Origin of the sequence: Methylobacterium sp. E-005, from assembly GCF_022829725.1 — a bacterium.
In the GTDB taxonomy this organism is placed as follows: domain Bacteria; phylum Pseudomonadota; class Alphaproteobacteria; order Rhizobiales; family Beijerinckiaceae; genus Methylobacterium.
The window spans coordinates 21,819-39,294 of record NZ_JAKSYG010000226.1 but is presented as its reverse complement, the minus strand read 5'-3'; the positions used below and the strand labels follow the sequence as shown (position 1 = coordinate 39,294).

14 protein-coding genes and 1 pseudogene are annotated in these 17,476 nt (G+C 69.6%); 12 read left to right on the top strand and 3 right to left on the bottom strand.

Annotated features, from left to right (window positions below):
• Window positions 1–71 precede the first annotated feature (71 nt).
• The 3 genes from MKK88_RS27105 to MKK88_RS27095 are packed head-to-tail and all read left to right on the top strand — an operon-like array spanning window position 72 to window position 3,308.
• Window positions 72–923 carry an SDR family NAD(P)-dependent oxidoreductase gene (locus tag MKK88_RS27105; protein WP_244005361.1) on the top strand — a complete coding sequence of 284 codons (852 nt, stop codon included), beginning with the start codon at window positions 72–74 and terminating at the stop codon, window positions 921–923.
• Between the two features lies 1 nt (window position 924).
• The gene (locus tag MKK88_RS27100; protein WP_244005359.1) at window positions 925–1,833 is read left to right on the top strand and encodes an alpha/beta hydrolase; all 909 of its coding nucleotides are present in this window, start codon (window positions 925–927) and stop codon (window positions 1,831–1,833) included.
• Window positions 1,830–3,308 (top strand): flavin-containing monooxygenase, encoded by a 1,479-nt coding sequence (locus MKK88_RS27095; RefSeq protein WP_244005358.1) that lies wholly within the window; start codon window positions 1,830–1,832, stop codon window positions 3,306–3,308. The genes MKK88_RS27100 and MKK88_RS27095 overlap by 4 nt, the downstream gene beginning before the upstream one ends.
• Before the next feature lie 193 nt (window positions 3,309–3,501).
• Here MKK88_RS27095 and MKK88_RS27090 read toward each other — a convergent pair whose 3' ends face one another.
• Window positions 3,502–4,155, bottom strand: coding sequence for a protein-L-isoaspartate O-methyltransferase family protein (locus MKK88_RS27090; protein WP_244005356.1), 654 nt, complete (start codon window positions 4,153–4,155; stop codon window positions 3,502–3,504).
• Window positions 4,156–4,460: 305 nt separating this feature from the next.
• Between MKK88_RS27090 and MKK88_RS27085 the strand changes: the two genes are divergently transcribed.
• From MKK88_RS27085 to MKK88_RS27060, 6 genes are all read left to right on the top strand, one after another.
• Window positions 4,461–6,437 carry an alpha/beta hydrolase domain-containing protein gene (locus MKK88_RS27085; RefSeq protein ID WP_244005354.1) on the top strand — a complete coding sequence of 659 codons (1,977 nt, stop codon included), beginning with the start codon at window positions 4,461–4,463 and terminating at the stop codon, window positions 6,435–6,437.
• A 134-nt stretch (window positions 6,438–6,571) separates the two neighbouring features.
• On the top strand, window positions 6,572–7,861 hold the full coding sequence (locus MKK88_RS27080) for a PQQ-dependent sugar dehydrogenase (RefSeq protein WP_244005352.1): 1,290 nt from the start codon (window positions 6,572–6,574) through the stop codon (window positions 7,859–7,861).
• Window positions 7,861–8,454: a c-type cytochrome gene (locus MKK88_RS27075; protein ID WP_279602559.1), complete on the top strand. Its 594-nt coding sequence runs from the start codon at window positions 7,861–7,863 to the stop codon at window positions 8,452–8,454. Before MKK88_RS27080 ends, MKK88_RS27075 begins: the two co-directional genes overlap by 1 nt.
• Window positions 8,455–8,739: 285 nt before the next feature.
• The gene (locus MKK88_RS27070) at window positions 8,740–9,447 is read left to right on the top strand and encodes a glutathione binding-like protein (protein ID WP_244005348.1); all 708 of its coding nucleotides are present in this window, start codon (window positions 8,740–8,742) and stop codon (window positions 9,445–9,447) included.
• A gap of 9 nt (window positions 9,448–9,456) precedes the next feature.
• The gene (locus MKK88_RS27065; RefSeq protein WP_244005346.1) at window positions 9,457–10,032 is read left to right on the top strand and encodes an NUDIX domain-containing protein; all 576 of its coding nucleotides are present in this window, start codon (window positions 9,457–9,459) and stop codon (window positions 10,030–10,032) included.
• Window positions 10,029–10,925, top strand: a complete 897-nt coding sequence (locus MKK88_RS27060) for an inositol monophosphatase family protein (protein WP_244005344.1) — start codon at window positions 10,029–10,031, stop codon at window positions 10,923–10,925. Before MKK88_RS27065 ends, MKK88_RS27060 begins: the two co-directional genes overlap by 4 nt.
• On the opposite strand, the gene MKK88_RS27055 is transcribed toward MKK88_RS27060, so the two are convergent.
• Window positions 10,922–11,269 carry an ArsR/SmtB family transcription factor gene (locus tag MKK88_RS27055; RefSeq protein ID WP_244005342.1) on the bottom strand — a complete coding sequence of 116 codons (348 nt, stop codon included), beginning with the start codon at window positions 11,267–11,269 and terminating at the stop codon, window positions 10,922–10,924. The two genes, MKK88_RS27060 and MKK88_RS27055, sit on opposite strands and share 4 nt — an antisense overlap.
• Before the next feature lie 50 nt (window positions 11,270–11,319).
• Between MKK88_RS27055 and MKK88_RS27045 the strand changes: the two are divergent.
• Window positions 11,320–12,468 (top strand): annotated as a pseudogene (locus MKK88_RS27045) (MFS transporter).
• 84 nt (window positions 12,469–12,552) lie between these two features.
• Here MKK88_RS27045 and clpB read toward each other — a convergent pair.
• Complete coding sequence (gene clpB, locus MKK88_RS27040) at window positions 12,553–15,177, bottom strand: ATP-dependent chaperone ClpB (protein WP_244005336.1); 2,625 nt, start codon at window positions 15,175–15,177, stop codon at window positions 12,553–12,555.
• A gap of 199 nt (window positions 15,178–15,376) precedes the next feature.
• On the opposite strand from clpB, the gene MKK88_RS27035 reads away from it, so the two are divergent.
• Together MKK88_RS27035 and MKK88_RS27030 are read left to right on the top strand one after the other, a co-directional pair.
• Window positions 15,377–16,147 (top strand): MOSC domain-containing protein, encoded by a 771-nt coding sequence (locus MKK88_RS27035; RefSeq protein WP_244005334.1) that lies wholly within the window; start codon window positions 15,377–15,379, stop codon window positions 16,145–16,147.
• Window positions 16,148–16,335: 188 nt separating this feature from the next.
• The gene (locus MKK88_RS27030) at window positions 16,336–17,346 is read left to right on the top strand and encodes an NAD-dependent epimerase (protein ID WP_244005332.1); all 1,011 of its coding nucleotides are present in this window, start codon (window positions 16,336–16,338) and stop codon (window positions 17,344–17,346) included.
• Window positions 17,347–17,476: the final 130 nt, after the last annotated feature.

The window sequence follows — 17,476 nt, the reverse complement described above, 5'->3', positions numbered from 1 at the left end:
CTAGACAATTCTGCGGGCCGGGGCTATCCCTGAACCAAGCCCGGACCAACCGGCGAGACGGGAGGCGCAGCTTGGCTCAGAGGTTTCAGCTCGCGGGAACGGTTGCACTCATCACCGGGGCCGCGAGCGGCATCGGGGCCGCCTTGGCCACGGGGCTCGGCGCGAAGGGATGCAGCCTGCTGCTGGTGGATCGCGATTCGGAACGGCTCGACACGATCGCCCGGCGGATCCGCGAGCACGGCTCCGCGGTGGAGACCCGAGTCGTCGATCTCGTGGACGCGGAGGCGATCCGCGTGCTGCCGGACTGGGCGGCTGAGTGCTTCGGCCACGTCGACATCCTGATCAACAATGCCGGCGTGGCCCTGGGCGGCCGGTTCGACGAGACGCATCTCGAAGACTTCGAGTGGCTGATGGATATCAACCTGCGCGCGGTCGTACGGATGTGCCACGCCTTCCTGCCCATGCTACGGGCTCGGCCGGCGGCGCAGATCGTCAACCTGTCGAGCCTGTTCGGGCTGATCGCGCCCCCGGGGCAGGTCGCCTACTGCACCAGCAAGTTCGGGGTCCGCGGCTTCTCGGAGGCCCTGCGGCACGAATATGCCGGCACCGGGCTCGGCGTGACGGTGGTCCATCCGGGCGGCGTCGCCACCGCCATCTCCCACAACGCCCGCGGCCGGCGCCCGCCGAGCGACCCGGAGGCGGCCAAGCGCGCGGCGGTCGAGGATGCGGAGGCGCGCGAGGCCTTCGGCAAGTTCCTGACGCTCGCCCCCACGGAGGCCGCCGCCGCGATCATCCGCGGCATTGAGACCCGGGCGCCCCGCATCGTCATCGGAAAGGACGCGCGCAACGCGGCGCTGATTCAACGGGTGATGCCGGCGGGCTACTGGAAGATGATGGTTCGACTGTCCGGCGGGAAGCTCTGAGATGGCCAGCCTACGCGCCTATATCGGCGCCTACATGATCCGCAGCCGGGTCCGCACCCCCCTCTCCCGGGCGCGGAGCGCGGCCGACTTCCGCCGCATCTTCGAGGCGCAGGCCTTCCCGGACCCGAAGGGCGTGACCTACGAAGCCGGCACCGTCGGCGGCGTGCGGGGCGAGTGGGTCCGGCCGAAGGCGGGGCCCGGACGGCGGATGCTCTACATCCACGGCGGCGGCTTCATCGCCTGCTCGCCGCGCACGCACCGGCCCGTGACCGGCGCCCTGGCCAATCGCGGCTTCACGCTCTTCGTCCCCGATTACCGCCTCGCCCCCGAACACCCGTTCCCGGCCGCTATCGAGGATGTCATGGCGGTCTGGCGGGCGTTCAGCGCCGAGGGCGCGGCCTGCGTGGCGGGCGAATCGGCCGGCGGCAACCTCGCCCTCGTGCTGATGGGCGAGGCCAAGGCGCGGGCTTTGCCGATGCCCTGGGCCGCGGCCCTGTTCTCCCCGGCCACGGATTTCATCTCCGAGACGGGCTCCCGGGTGTCGAATGCGTGGCGCGACGCGATGTTCGACCCGAAGGCGCTGGCGACGATCCGGTCCATGTATCTCGGCAACGCCGATCCGGCCGATCCGCGGATCTCACCGATCAACGGGGACCCGACCGGCTTCCCACCGCTGCTGTTCCACGTCGGTGGTCGCGAGGTGCTGCGCGACGATTCCGTGCAGATGGCTGAGCGGGCCCGGGCGGCCGGGGTCGAGGTCGAGCTGAAGGTCTTTCCCGTCGTCGCCCATGCCTGGCAGTTCGCCGCCAGCATGCTGCCGGAGGCGCGCGCCTCCCTCGATGAGGCCGCCGCTTTCCTGAAGGACCATGCGCCGAAACCCGACGCCGCTTCCGGAAGGTCAACTCGATGACGGAATCCCTGCGTGCTGCCGCCGAGGAGCCTCTGGCGGTCCTGATCGTCGGCGCCGGCTTCTCTGGACTCGCCATGGCGATCCGCTGCAAGCAGGCGGGGATCGGGCCCCTGCGGGTCATCGAGAAGGCCGATAGCATCGGCGGCACGTGGTACGACAACACCTATCCGGGGGCGGCCTGCGACATCCCCTCCCACCTCTATTCCCTCTCCTTCGCCCCCAAGGCCGACTGGAGCCGGATGTACGCGCCGCAGGCCGAGATCCTGGCCTATCTGCGCGAGACCGCCGAGCGCCACGGGCTGATGCCCCTGACCCAGCTCGGGACGACCTTCCAGGGCGCGATCTGGGACGAGGCGGCCGCCGTCTGGCATGTGGAGACCGACCGCGGGCCGATCGCCGCGCGGGCGATCGTTTCCGGCATGGGCGGCCTGCACCATCCGGCTTATCCCAGCATCCCGGGGCGCGAGAGCTTCGTGGGACCGGCCTTCCACACGGCTGAATGGGACCACTCCGTCAATCTCACCGGCAAACGGGTCGGGGTGATCGGCACCGGAGCGAGCGCCATCCAAGTGGTGCCGGAACTCGCCAAGATCGCCGGCCATCTCACCCTGTTCCAGCGCACGCCGCCCTGGATCATGCCCAAACATGACCACGCCATCGCAGAGCGCGCCAAGGCGCGCTACCGGCGCCTGCCCCTGGTTCGGCGGCTGGAGCGCGCCCGGTTGTTCTGGCTGCACGAGGTGCGCGCCCTCCTGGGCTTCACCAAGGTCTCGAAGCTCACCGGTCAGGCAGAAGGCCTGGCGCGACGCCACCTCGCCAAGGCGGTGCGCGACAAGGACCTGCGGGCGAAGCTGACACCGGATTACCGGCTCGGCTGCAAGCGCGTGCTGATCTCCGACGACTATTACCCCGCCCTTCAGCGCCCGAACGTAACCCTCGAAACCGGCCGGATCGCGCGGATCACCGAGACCGGCGCGGTCACCGAGGACGGCCGGGCGCATGATCTCGACGTCATCGTCTACGCCACCGGCTTCGACGTCACCGCGACCTTCGCGCGGATGGACCTCGTCGGCCGGGGCGGGCTGCGCCTGAAGGAGGCCTGGGCCGACGGCATGGGCGCCTATCAGGGCATCACGGTCGCGGGCTTCCCGAACTACTTCATGCTGCTCGGGCCGAATACGGGGCTCGGGCACAACTCGGTCGTCTCGATGATCGAGGTCCAGGTGCAGCACGTGCTGGATTGCCTGAAGGCCCTGCGACGGGGCACCCGCGCCATCGAGGTCCGCCCGGAGGCGCAGACGCGCTTCCTCGACCGGATCCGCGCCCGGCTCTCGGACAGCATCTGGCAGGCGGGTGGCTGCCGGAGCTGGTATGTCGACGCGCAGGGGCGCAACGCGACCCTCTGGCCGGATTCGGTGATGGCCTATCGCAGAAGCGCCCGGCGCGCCCGGATGGCGGATTACAGGCTGGGCTGACCGCGCAGTCAGGCTTCGGCCTCTCCGATCCCCCTCGTCTTGAGGTGCCGGAGCGAAGAGGAGGCTTCCGGACCCCCACGCGATCTGAAGCCCTCCTTCGAGACCCGCTGCCGCGGGCACCTCAGGATGAAGTGAAGGGTCGCATCTCGGTTGCAATCAGCGTCGGACCATGGCGGCGCGAAGCGACCTGCGTTCAGAACGCGAACCCGGCTTCCTCCTGGAAGGCCTTGAGCCCGGGCAGCGACGCGTCGAACAGCGGCCGCGCCCCGAAAGCGTCGCCAGCGCGCACGAACAGCGTCACCTTGGCGTTGCGGTGGGGTCCCATCACGCAGACGAGGCGGCCGCCGTCCTTGAGCTGGTCCAGCAGCGCCTGCGGCCGGACTTCGACGCGGCCGTTGATCAGAATCACGTCGAACGGCGCCTGCTTGGGCGCGCCCGACTCGATCGGCCCCTCGATCACCTGTGCGGTCGTGCCGAGCCGGCTGCGCGCCTCGGCGGCGAGGCCGGGCACCGATTCGAGCGCGGTCACCTGGGCGCCGAGATGCGCCATCACGGCCGCCGCGTAGCCGTAGCCGGTGGCGACGTCGAGGGCGGCCACGCCCGGGCGAATCTTCAGGGCCTGGATCATCCGGGCCAGCACCATCGGCGCCGGCATGCAGCGGGCCTCGTCGCCAGCCTCGTCGATGTGCAGGGTCTGGTCGATATACGCGAAGGGCTCGCGCCCCTTGGGCACGAAGGTCTCGCGCGGTACGTCGTCGAACGCGTCGAGCACCGCGATGTCGTTGACGTCGAAGGTCCGCAACTGGCAGTCGACCATCATCCGCCGCGCCTGCGCGTAATCGATCATCGAACCCTGTCCTCGCACCGGATCGGAACGCCGCACCGGCCAGGCTCCGGCGGACGGCCGGTCAGCCCGGCCAAGCCCAGCTTCCCGGATGGGGCGCGTTTTCGGAGATCGGTCGCCAAAACGCAAGGCAAGCGCGCGCGTCCGCGGTCGAATGCGGCGCCTTTCGCGGCCGATCCGTGGCCTGACATCCGTGGCCGACGTGAAAGTCCGGTCGAGCGAATTCTGTCGACATGCGCGCCCGACCTCCGTCATCTCGGGGACAAAGCCCGGTCCACTGCGGCTCAGAACATTCGGGAGGTCGAGGAATGCGTATCCGCGCCGTGCGCCTGCAGGCCTGTCTGGGCGCCCTGGCGCTGGTCCTTCCACTCACGGCACCCGCCTCGGCGCGAATCGTCGGCCTCGACGTCACCGCGGTCGAGCCCTTCGCCGAAGGGGCGGAATTCGGACAGGCCGGCCCCTACGAGCGGGTGATCGGCTTCGCCCGCGGCGAGATCGACCCGGCCGATCCGGCCAACACCGGCATCGCCGATATCGCCCTGGCGCCCCGCAACGCCCGCGGCCTCGTGGAATACCGCACCGACCTGTTCATCCTGCGGCCCAAGGATCCGAAGCGCGGCAGCGGCACCCTCCTCTACGAGGTGCTGAACCGCGGCCGGAAGTTCCTGTTCAACTGGGTGCTGGACGCGCCCGCGCAGGCGGCCCAGGCCGTCAACGACCCCCGCACGGCGCGGGACGTCGGCACCGCCCTGGTGCTCAATCGCGGCGACACGATCGTCTGGTCGGGCTGGGAAGCCGATGCCCTGCGCCAGAACGGCGGCATGGCGATCGACGTGCCCGTCGCGACCCGGGACGGCAAGCCGATCACCGCCCTCGTGCGGGACGAGCTGGTCAGCGGCACCCGCGGCCCGACCGAGGCCCCGTTCTACCTGACCTTCGCGGCGGCCGGGACGGATCAGCCGAACGCCACCCTGACGGTCCGGCGCCGGGAGGCCGATCCGCCCCAGCCGGTGCCGCGCGCCGCCTGGACCTTCGCGGGGCCGAAACAGCTCAAGCTGCTGCCCGAGGGTACCAAGCCGCAGCCCGGCTCGCTCTACGAGTTCACCTACGAGGCCGTGGGTCCGAAGGTCCTGGGCCTCGGCTTCGCCGCCACGCGCGACGTGGTCGCCTATCTGCGCGGGCAGGCGGCCGACAATCCGGCGGGGGGCGGCGTGCAACGCGCCCTGGCGCTGGGCATCTCGCAGAGTGGCCGGTTCCTGCGCGACTTCGTCCATCAGGGCTTCAACCGGGACGAGGCCGGCGCCCGCGTGTTCGACGGGATGCTGGCCCATATCTCGGGTGTCGGCGGCGTCTTCCTCAACGCGCGCTTCGCCCAGCCCTCGCGCACCAACACGCAGCACGAGGATCACCTCTACCCGGAGAACGCCTTCCCGTTCTCGGCCGCCCTCCAGCACGATCCGGTGACGGGCCGGCGCGGCGCGCTGCTGCGCGGCGACGGCTTCGATCCCCTCTGGATGGATGTGAACACCGAGACCGAGTACTGGCAGAAGGGCGCCTCGCTGCTGACCACCGACCCCCTCGGCAAGACCGATGTCGATCTGCCCGACACGGCCCGGGCCTACCTGATCGCGGGCGGCTTCCATTACGGCCGTTCCGGCCTCGCCTCCGACAAGGGGCCCTGCGCCAACCCGCGCAACACGCTCAATCCCGGCCCGGCCCTGCGCGCCCTGCTGGTCGATCTCGACGAATGGGTGCGCGACGGGAAGGCCCCGCCGGCGAGCCGGGTGCCGCGCCTGTCGGACGGGACCCTGGTGGAGCCGGCCGCCACGGGCTTCCCGTACACGCCCGGCCTCGCGGTCGCGACCGTCACCAACGCGATCGCCCGCTTCCCGACCTACGTCGATCCGCATCCCGAGGCGGGCCCGCAATACCGGCCCCTGGTGCCGCGGGTCGATGCGGACGGGCAGGACATCGCCGGCATCCGCCTCCCCGCCGTGGCCGTGCCGCGCGGCACCCATACCGGCTGGAACCTCTATGCCGAGCCGTTCCCGGCCGGCGAACTGTGCGACCGGGAGGGCAGCCTTCTGCCCTTCGCGGCCACGAAGGCCGAGCGCGACGCCAGGGGCGACCCGCGCCCGTCGCTGGCCGAGCGCTACCCGGACACGTCTGCTTACGGAGATGCCGTCGCCCGCGCGGTGGATGCGCTGGTGGCCGATCGTCTACTGCTCCGGGAGGACGGCGACCGCTTCGTCGCGCAGGCACGGATGAACCCGCCGCGGCCGTAATCGGGCATCGGGTTACGGCCGGGACGCGCTGTCGCATCAAGCTCCGTCCGGCGGGTCGCGTCTTGAAGCTTCTCGTTGAATAAAGAGTGCAGAACACGCGCGCCAGTCGTGAGCCGGCCGCATCGGGAGAGACCATGACGCCGACCTGCAAGATCACAAGCAAGCCGCTCCTGACCCGCAGCCTCGCCGCTGCCCTCACCTGCCTGGGCCTGGGTGCCGTCGCCCCCGGCACCGCGCGCGCGCAGGAGACCCCCGCCTCCGCCGCCCCGCCCGCACCCGTCAAGGCGGTCGAGAAGGGCGATGCCCTCTACGGCCGCCCCGAGGGTGGCGCGGCTGCCAAGCTCGCGCCGGTGGCCGGCCCGCCGCTGGCGACGCCGGTCGCCAAGTTGCCGCTCGACAAGCTCAAGGTGCCGGACGGCTTCAAGATCGAGGTCTATGCCAGCGGCATCGCCAACGCCCGCGAGATGACCCAGGCGCCGGACGGCACGCTGTTCGTCGGCAGCCGGACCGTGGGCAAGGTCTACGCGGTGATGCCGCAGGCGGGGCCGGACGGGAAGCGCGAGATCAAGACCATCGCGTCGGGCCTGCACCGGCCGAACGGCGTCGCCTTCCACGACGGCGCCCTCTACGTCGCCGAGCTCTCCAAGATCTGGCGCTACGACGACATCGAGAAGCATCTCGACGGCTCGGAGAAGCCGACCCTCGTCTACGACGACCTGCCCAAGGACGAGGCCCACGGCTGGAAGTTCATCGCCATCGGCCCGGACAACAAGCTCTACGTTCCGGTCGGCGCGCCGGGCAACATCGTGATGCCGCCCGACACCCACGCCCAGATCCGCCGGATCGACCTCGACGGCAAGAACGCCGAGGTCATCGCCCGGGGCGTGCGCAACACCGTGGGTTTCGACTGGAACCCGAAGACCAAGCAGCTCTGGTTCACTGATAACGGCCGGGACTGGGTCTCGGAGGATATCCCGAACGACGAGCTGAACGTGCTCACGGAACCGGGCAAGCAGCATTTCGGATACCCGTACTGCCACCAGGGCACCTTCACGGATCCGGAATACGGCTGGGGCCATTCCTGCGCGGAATTCACCGCACCGGCGGCCCTGCTCGGACCGCACACCGCCTCGCTGGGCATGCGGTTCTACACCGGCACGCAGTTCCCGGAGGCCTACCGCGACGCGATCTTCATCGCCCAGCACGGCTCGTGGAACCGCACCACCAAGCTCGGCGGCGCCGTCGTGGTGGCCAAGCCTGGCGCGGACGGCAAGGCCGGCGCGCCCGAACCATTCCTGACCGGCTTCCTCCAGGACAACAAGTATGTCGGCCGCCCGGTCGACGTTCTCGTCGCCAAGGACGGCGCGCTCCTCGTCTCGGACGACTATAACGGTGCGATCTACCGGATCAGCTACGGCAAGTGATGCAGCACCTCGTTCGTACACGCATGATCCGGGGGCTGATCCCAGCCCTCGGCACGCTGCTCTCCGGTGCAGCGTTCGCCGCCCCGGATGCGGCGGTGCAGGAGCGTCTCGCCCCCTGCATCGCCTGCCACGGTGCCGGTACGTCCGAGACCGAGGGGGTGCCCTCGCTCGGCGGCCAGAAGCCGGATTACGTGGTCACGCAGCTGTTCCAATTCCGCGAGAAGCAGCGCGAGGCGGCGCCGATGAATGACATCGCCGCCGGCTTCTCCGACGACGATCTGCGCGCCTATGCGGACGCGGTCGGAACGCTGCCGCCGCCGACCCGGGCCGGCGACCCAGCCGATCCGGCCCTGATGGCCCGGGGGCAGGCGCTGGTCGCCAAGCACCAGTGCAGCTCCTGCCACGGCGCCGACCTCGCCGGCCGGGACGCGATCCCGCGGATCCGCGATCAGCGGGAGGAGTATCTCGCCAAGGCGCTGGCCGGCTACAAGTCGAACGCCCGGCCGGGCTACGACCCGGCGATGAACGAGGTCGCGCAGGAGCTGAGCGAGGCCGACATCAAGGATCTGGCGGCTTACGTGTCGCGGCTCTGAGGGGCCACCCGAAACCGCTTGTCCCCCCCTCGACCTCATCCTGAGGTGCTCGGGTCAGCGGGCGTCGAAGGAGGGATCCAGGGTTCGCACGGCTGGCTGGAAGTCTCCTTCGAGGCCTGCGCTCCGCTTCGGCGCCTCAGGATAAGGTGGTTTGGTTGGAAGACCAGCCCATCCGGGATGCTTTCGCGCGCGACGCGGCGGACGAGCGGTCTCAAGCCAGAGCTTGACCGATGCACCCCGCAGGCCCACTTCCCTCCCGGCGGGGGCATCGTGGGACGTAAGCCGATGATAGATCTCTACTACTGGCCGACGCCGAACGGCCACAAGATCACGATGTTTCTCGAAGAGGCGGGGCTGCCTTACAAAATTAGTCCGATCAATATTGGCAAAGGCGAGCAATTCAACCCGGAATTTTTGAAGATCGCCCCCAACAACCGCATGCCGGCGATCGTCGACGACGAGCCGGTGGGTGGCGGCGCCCCGGTCTCGCTGTTCGAGTCGGGCGCGATCCTGCTCTACCTCGCCGAGAAGACCGGCCGCTTCATCCCGGGCGATCTGCGCGGTCGGGCCGAGGTGCTGCAATGGCTGTTCTGGCAGATGGGCGGGCTGGGCCCGATGCTCGGCCAGAACCACCACTTCTCGCAATACGCACCCGAGAAGATCGAGTATGCGATCAAGCGCTACGTCAACGAGACCAACCGGCTCTACGGCGTCCTCGACCGGCGCCTGGCCGACCGTGCGTTCGTCGCTGGGTCCGAATACACCATCGCCGACATGGCCTGCTATCCCTGGATCGTGCCGTGGGAGAAGCAGGGCCAGAACCTCGACGATCACCCGAACCTGAAGCGCTGGTTCTCGGACATCGCCGAGCGGCCCGCCACCAAGGCGGCTTATGCCCGGGCGCCGGAGGTCAATCCAGATTTCGGGAAGACCATGAGCGAGGACGCCAAGAAGGTGATGTTCGGGCAGACCGCCTCCAGCACCAAGAGCTGACGCGTCCCGATGAGCGAGATGCCGGCCGCGCTGCCGCTGAAGGTGATCCACCGTGGGTGGAACACCTTCGGGATCGCCACACTGACCCTGCCCGATGGCAGCACCGTACCCCGGGCGCTGGAGGATCACGGCGAGGCGGCCTGCGTCCTGCCCTACGACCCCGAGCGGCGCGTGGCGCTGCTCGTGCGGCAGGCCCGGATCGGACCGGCCTTCTGGGGTGAGCCGGCCGACCTCGACGAGGCCCCGGCCGGCGGCCTCGACGGGGGTGAGCCCGAGGCGACCGCGATCCGCGAAGCCATGGAGGAGGCGGGCGTCCGCCTCCGGCGTTTGGAGCGCGTGGCGCATGCCTACAGCATGCCGAGCGTGTCCTCGGAGCGCCTCTGGCTCTACCTCGCCCCCTACGGCCAAGCCGATAAGGTTGCGCCCGGCGGCGGCCTGCACGCGGAGGGTGAGCAGGTCCTGCCCATGGAGGTCTCCCTCGCTGAGCTGGCCGAGGCCGCCCGCTCGGGACGTCTCCCCGATCTCAAGACGCTGGTGCTCGTCCAGGCACTGATGCTCCGCTATCCCGCGTTGTTCGCCGCATGATTGTTCCGTCCGATGCCCCCGCGCAGGATGTCCTCGCCCGGATGCTGGCCTTCGTCGAGGAGGCCGCTCCCCTCGCCCTGCGGATGCGAGCGGCCGGGCTGGACATGACCAACAAGGGCCCGGATCTGGGCCAAGCCCTCACCGAGGCCGACCTCGCCGTCAGCCGGCTGCTCCACGCGCGATTCGGGCCCGACCTGATCGAGGAGGAGACGGCTGGCGATCTAGGCCACGCCGCCGCATCGACGATGCTCGCCCGTGACGCCTGGACCTTCGTGGCCGACCCGATCGACGGGACCCGCCCCTTCGCGGGCGGCCTCACGGGCTGGGGCGTGATGGTGGCGGCCTGTCGCTCGGGCTGGCCGCGCATCGGCGTGATGAACCTGCCGGTCTGGAACGAGGACCGCGCCGGTCCCGCCCCTATCGGGCCGCCGGAGACGGCGCGCGGCATCCTGCTCGCCGCCAGCGAGGGCCGCGCCCTCTGGGCTCCGACCCTCGGCGGCCGCCCGACCGAACCGCTGCGGGTGTTGGAGCGTCCGGCCACGCGCACCGGCCATGTCGGCTGGCTCGCGGTCTCAGCGCAGCGCTACACACTGGATTACGGTCGGGGCTGGTTTCCCTGGAGCGAGGGCGGCTCGATCTCTGACGCCGCCCTCCTGGCGACCGGTCGCCTCGACGCGACGCTGACCAGCAACATGCCGTGGGATCTCGCACCGATCCTGCCGGTGCTCGAAGCGCTGGGTTTCCGCCTGTTCCATTGGCCCGATCTGGCAGCACCGCCGGCCGCATTCATCGACCTGTACGATGCCGAACTCTCGGGCCACGACGACCTCTGGATGATCTGCCGGGATCGCGATCAGGCGGCCGATCTGGCGCGGGCGATCCGACGCGCTTAGGACGCCGCCGCACGGGAGTCGGCGCTTCTGCCCGAACGACCGTGCGCCATGATTGCGTCCAGCAGGCCGGGGAAGCGCGCATCGACATCGTTGCGCCGGAGCGAGATCAGGCACCGCATCCCCTCGGGCCGGGTGCGCGTCACGCCGGCCTCGCGCAGGATCTTGAGGTGATGCGTCATCGTCGAGCGCGGCACACTCTGCGCGAGAAGATCGCCGGACGAATGCTCGGCGCCGTCCATCAGCTCCGAGACCGCGGCGAGCCGGGTCGGGTCGCTCAGTGCGAACAGGATCCGGTGCAGCGTCAGCTCCGCGGCATCCGGATGGAGGAACTTGCGTGGGCTCATCGCTGCGATAATGTACGGTGTTCGTCGTACATCGTAAAGCGGTGTGTGCCATGGAACGGATCGCTGTGCTCGCCCTCGGAATGTTCGCCCTGGGCCTGGATGCCTACGTGGTCGCCGGCCTGCTGCCGGGGATCGGGTCGAGCTTCGGGATAACGTCCGGCGAGGCCGGGCAAACCGTTACCGTCTTCACCCTGACCTACGCCCTGGCTGCTCCGGTCTGCGCCACGCTGCTGGCCAGGCGACCGATCCGAAAGATCCTCGCACTGGCGCTCGCGGTCTTCGGCCTCGCCAACGCGCTGAGCGCCTGGGCAGGCAGCCTGTTGTAGCTGCTCCTGGTCCGGGCATTCGCCGGCCTCGCCGCCGGCCTCTACGCGCCGGTGGCGGTCGCCGCAGCGACCGCGCTGGTGGAGCCGCACCGCAAGGGCCGCGCGCTGGGCTTCACGCTCGGCGGCATGAGCACCGGCACCGTGGTCGGCGTGCCGGCCGGGCTGTGGATCGCGGAGCGTCTCAGCTGGCAGGGCACGCTCACGCTGGTCGCGGTGCTCGGTGCATTGGCGACCGCTGCGATCCTCCTGCGCCTGCCCGACATTCCAGCCGCTGAACCGCCGTCCTGGCGAGCGCGGGTCGCGCTCCTTGCAGACCCTTGGATCGTCGCCACCGTGGCCGTCTCATTTCTGACCGCGGTGGCCAGCCTCGGCCTCTACACCTCCGTGGCGCCGCTCCTCGACCGCGCGGGGCTTGGCGAGGCCGCGGCGCGGTGTTTTTGGGCCTGGGGTGTCGGTGGCCTCATTGGCAGCTTCGCGGTCGGCCCGCTGATTGACTGGATGGGCGCCCCCCGGGGACTGATGGCCCTGATCCTGACCATCCTGGCCCTGACGCTGGCCGCGCTTCCGGTCCTGCTCAGACTCGGATCTCCGGGCTACCTGCCCTTGCTGATCTGGGGTGCGATGGGTTGGGCTTCACAGGCGCCGCAGCAACACACCCTGCTCGGGCTCAAGCCCGATCACGGCAGCGTCGCCGTCGCGCTGAACAGCTCGGCGAATTATCTGGGTGGCGCGGTGGGCGCGGCCCTCGGGGGCGTGGTCATGGCAATGGCGGGCACCGCCGCTCTGCCAGTCGCGGCGGCCGGGGTCGCGATGGCAGCCCTGGTTCTCCAGCTCGCGATCCTGGCCCGCAGAAGACCGATGGCGACCGCCTGACGCCTTCCGCGGGTCACGAACAAAAAAGGGCGGCGCGCCACATCGTGGCCGCCGCCCTCCTTTTTCTCGGTGCGTCCCGAGGGCTCAGTTCAGGGTCGCATGGACCGGCCGGCGCTCGGTGCCGACCGTAACGTCGCCGATCATCAGCCCCATCGGACCGAGGCGGACCGGGACCGTCTCGCCATCATGGACCTTGCCGGAGAGCACCAGCTCAGCCAGCGGATCCTGGACGTTCTTCTGGATCACCCGCTTCAGCGGCCGCGCCCCGTAGGCCGGGTCATAGCCCTTGTCGGCGAGCCAGCTCTTGGCGTCCTCGTCCACGTCGAGGGTGATCTTGCGATCGTCCAAGAGCTTCTGCAGGCGCCCGAGCTGGATCTCGACGATCGCCCCCATCTCCGACCGCGCGAGGCGGTGGAACAGGATGATCTCGTCGACCCGGTTCAGGAATTCCGGCCGGAAGTGACCGCGCACCACGCCCATCACCTCCTCGCGGACCGCCTCGGTGTCCTGGCCCGCGGGCTGGTTCACCAGATACTCGGCCCCGAGATTTGAGGTCATGATCAGCAGCGTGTTGCGGAAGTCGACCGTCCGCCCCTGCCCGTCGGTGAGCCGCCCGTCGTCGAGAACCTGCAGCAGGACGTTGAACACGTCCGGATGCGCCTTCTCGACCTCGTCGAACAGGACGACCTGATAGGGCCGCCGCCGCACAGCTTCGGTGAGGGCACCGCCCTCCTCGTAGCCGACATAGCCCGGAGGCGCACCGATCAGCCGGGCGACCGCGTGCTTCTCCATGTACTCGGACATGTCGATGCGCACGAGCGCCGTGTCGTCGTCGAACAGGAAGCCGGCCAGCGCCTTGGTCAGCTCGGTCTTGCCCACGCCCGTCGGGCCCAGGAACATGAACGAGCCGATCGGCCGGTTCGGGTCCTGCAGCCCGGCGCGGGCCCGGCGGACCGCGGTCGAGACCGCCTCCACCGCCTCCCGCTGGCCGACGACGCGCTTGGACAGCGCATCCTCCATGGCCAGCAGCTTCTCGCGCTCGCCCTCCAGCATCTTGTCGACCGGCACGCCGGTCCAGCGGGAGACGACGCCCGCGACGTGGGCGGGCGTGACCGCCTCCTCCATCATCGCATCGCGGCCGTTCTCCGCCTTGGCCTCGATCTCGGCGAGCTGCTTCTCCAGGCCGGGGATGACCCCATAGGCGAGTTCACCGGCGCGCTGATACTGACCCTGGCGCTGAGCCGCAGCGAGGTCGTTGCGGGCCTCGTCGAGCTTCTTCTTGAGGCCGGCGGCCGTGCCGAGCTTGTCCTTCTCGGCCTTCCAGCGGGCGGTGATCGCCGCCGAGCGCTCCTCCAGGTCGCCGAGTTCCTTCTCCAGCCGGACCAGCCGGTCGCGGGAGGCGGAATCGGTCTCCTTCTTGAGCGCCTCGCCCTCGATTTTCAGCCGGACGATCTCGCGGTCGATGTTGTCGAGCTCCTCAGGCTTCGAATCGACCTGCATGCGTAGGCGCGAACCGGCCTCGTCGACGAGATCGATCGCCTTGTCGGGCAGGAACCGGTCGGTGATGTAGCGGTTCGACAGCGTCGCGGCCGCCACCAGGGCGGAATCCTGGATGCGCACGCCGTGGTGCTGCTCGTACTTCTCCTTCAGGCCGCGCAGGATCGAGACTGTGTCCTCCACGGTCGGCTCCGACACGAAGACCGGCTGGAAGCGCCGGGCGAGCGCCGCGTCCTTCTCCACGTGCTTGCGGTACTCGTCGAGGGTGGTCGCGCCGACGCAGTGAAGCTCGCCGCGGGCGAGCGCGGGCTTCAGCAGATTCGAGGCGTCCATCGCCCCGTCCGCCTTCCCGGCACCGACCAGCGTGTGCATCTCGTCGATGAACAGGATGATGCCGCCCTCGGCCGCCGTGACCTCGGAGAGCACGCCCTTCAGCCGCTCCTCGAACTCACCGCGATACTTCGCACCGGCGATCAGCGCGCCCATGTCGAGGGCGAGCAGGCTCTTGTCCCGCAGGCTCTCGGGCACGTCGCCATTGACGATGCGCAGGGCCAAGCCTTCGACGATCGCGGTCTTACCGACGCCGGGCTCGCCGATCAGCACCGGGTTGTTCTTGGTGCGCCGGGACAGGACCTGGATGGTCCGCCGGATCTCCTCGTCGCGGCCGATCACCGGGTCGAGCTTGCCGTCCCGGGCGGCCTCGGTGAGGTCGCGGGCGTATTTCTTCAGCGCATCGTAGGCGTTCTCGGCCGAGGCGTTGTCGGCGGTGCGGCCCTTGCGCAAAGCATTGATCGCGGCGTTGAGCGAGGCGGGGGTGACGCCCGCCGCCTGCAGCGCGCGGCCGGCCTCGGAATCCTTCTCCACCGCCAGGGCGAGGAGCAGCCGCTCCACCGTGACGTAGGAATCGCCCGCCTTCTCGGCAGCCTTCTCGGCGGTGTCGAACAGGCGCATCAGCTCGCGCGTCGCCTGCGGTGCCGCGGCATTGCCCGAGACTTTCGGCTGCTTGGCCAGCCACTGCTCGGTCTGGGCCAGCGCCACGCGCGACTGTCCGCCCGCGCGGTCGATCAGGCCGGCGCACAGGCCCTCCGGATCGTCGAGCAGCACCTTCAGCAGGTGACCAGGCTGAAGCTGGGGATGTCCCTCGCGCATCGCGAGGTTTTGAGCCGCCTGCACGAAGCCGCGGGCGCGCTCGGTGTATTTCTCGAAATTCATGCACAACCCTCCCGTACCGGCATCCGCCGCCCATGGTGAGGCGCGGCGCCACCGAAACGTCGCCCTCCGGCACTCTGCCGCGTGAGGACCCCGGCGCCATTGGTGGCCGCCGGTCCTGCGGATGTGGTGTTGCATATGCGCACCACAAGGGCCGGCAAAGCCCTTGCGCGCCGGATCATTTCAGGGCCACGCTGCGCGCATGACCGATGCGATTCATATCAGCGCCCTCTATCGCTATCCGGTGAAGGGCCTGAGCCCTGAACCCGTCGAACGGGCGGATCTCGAAACCAGCGGATTTTTTCCCGGCGACCGGCTCTACGCCATCGAGAACGGCCCGTCGGGCTTCACCGAGGTCGCGCCCCGGCACCAGCCGAAGACCAAGTATCTGATGCTGATGCGCGACGAGGCGCTGGCCCGGCTGCGCACCCGCTACGACGACGACACGGCGACGCTTAATGTGGAGGGCTTCGGCGCGACGCAGTCCTTCCGCCTGGACACGGAAGCCGGCCGGGAGGGGCTGGCGGAGCTGATGCGGCGCTTCATCCCCGAGAGCCTACGCGGTGAGCCCAGGGTGCTGGCCGCCCCGCCGCAATACCGGTTCACGGATTCCCCGATCGGCTACGTCTCGCTGATCAACCGGGCGAGCGTGGCGGCGGTCGAGGATTATCTCGGCACGCCGGTCGACCCCCTGCGCTTCCGCGGCAACCTGCTTGTCGAGGGATTGGCGCCCTTCGCCGAATTGGAGATGGTCGGCCGGGTGATCGAGGCACCGAGCGGGTTGCGGCTCAAGATCACCAAGCGGACCGTGCGCTGCGCGGCCACCAACGTCGACCCGGTCAGCGGCATCCGGGATTGCGATATCCCCTGGACCCTCGACGCGCGGCTTGGCCACCGCGACCTCGGGGTCTACGCGGAGGTGATCGCCGGCGGGGCAATCGCGCGCGGGGACGCGCTGCGGCCGGTGGGCTGAGCGGCGCTCGCCCCGGGCTTCTCCGCGGGGCCACCCGAGACGGCCTGAAGCCCGGTGCCGCGCCCCGTCGGCAGCCGGAAGAGGCTACAATCCGGCATCGAGGCAGGTATATGCGGAGCTTGATACGCTAGAGCCCATCGCCGTCGCGACTCCGTCGTCCGGGTCGTGCTGCAGCCGCGGAGCGCGCCATGAAGCATGTCCTGGTGACTGGTGCAGCCGGGTTCATCGGCTTTCACGTAGCCCGACGCTGCCTGGAGGCCGGGTGCACTGTCGTCGGGCTCGACAACCTCAACGATTACTATGATGTCGCCCTCAAGGACGGCCGCCTCGCCGCGCTCGAGCCCTTCGATCGCTTCTCGTTCCGCAAGATCGATCTGGCCGACCGTGCCGCCACGGAGGCGATCTTCCGGGAGCGGACCTTCGACACGGTCATCCACCTCGCCGCGCAGGCGGGCGTGCGCCACTCGATCGAGAATCCGCATGCTTACGCGCGGAGCAACATCGACGGCTTCCTCAACGTGCTGGAGGGCTGCCGGCATGCGGGCGTGGGGCACCTCCTCTACGCCTCGTCAAGCTCGGTCTACGGTGCCGTGACGCAGATGCCGTTCTCGGTCCACCAGAACGTGGATCATCCGGTCAGCCTCTACGCGGCAACCAAGAAGGCCAACGAACTCTTCGCCCACAGCTACAGCCATCTGTACGGTATCCCGTGCAGTGGCCTGCGCTTCTTCACCGTGTACGGACCGTGGGGCCGGCCCGATATGGCATTGTTCCTGTTCACCCGGGCGATCCTGGCGGATGAGCCGATCCGGGTGTTCGGCCATGGGCAGATGCGGCGCGATTTCACCTATATCGACGATGTCGTCGAAGGCGTCATTCGCCTTGCGGGTGCGCCCGCGCGCAGCAATCCCGACTGGAACGCTAACGCGCCCGATCCCGGCACCAGCAGTGCCCCCTACCGGGTCTACAACATCGGCACTCATCAGCCAGTACAGCTCCTCCGCCTGATCGAGATCCTGGAGACATGCCTGGGCCGCAAGGCGCGCAAGGAGTTCCTGCCGATGCAGCCGGGCGACGTGCCGGCCACCTACGCCGATGTCGAGGACCTTGCCGCCGCGGTCGGGTACGCGCCGAGCACGCCGATCGAGGTCGGCGTCGCGCAGTTCGTCCGCTGGTACCGGGACCACTACCGGATCTGACCCGGCACGGTGCGGGCTGCGCAGCCTCAGCCGAACAAGGGCGGAGGCGCGCGGCTCAGTACCGGTCTTCGGAGGTCACGCCTCCGCCCGGCTCGACTTCGGGTGCCCGGTCGGGAGGCGGCGCTTCCCG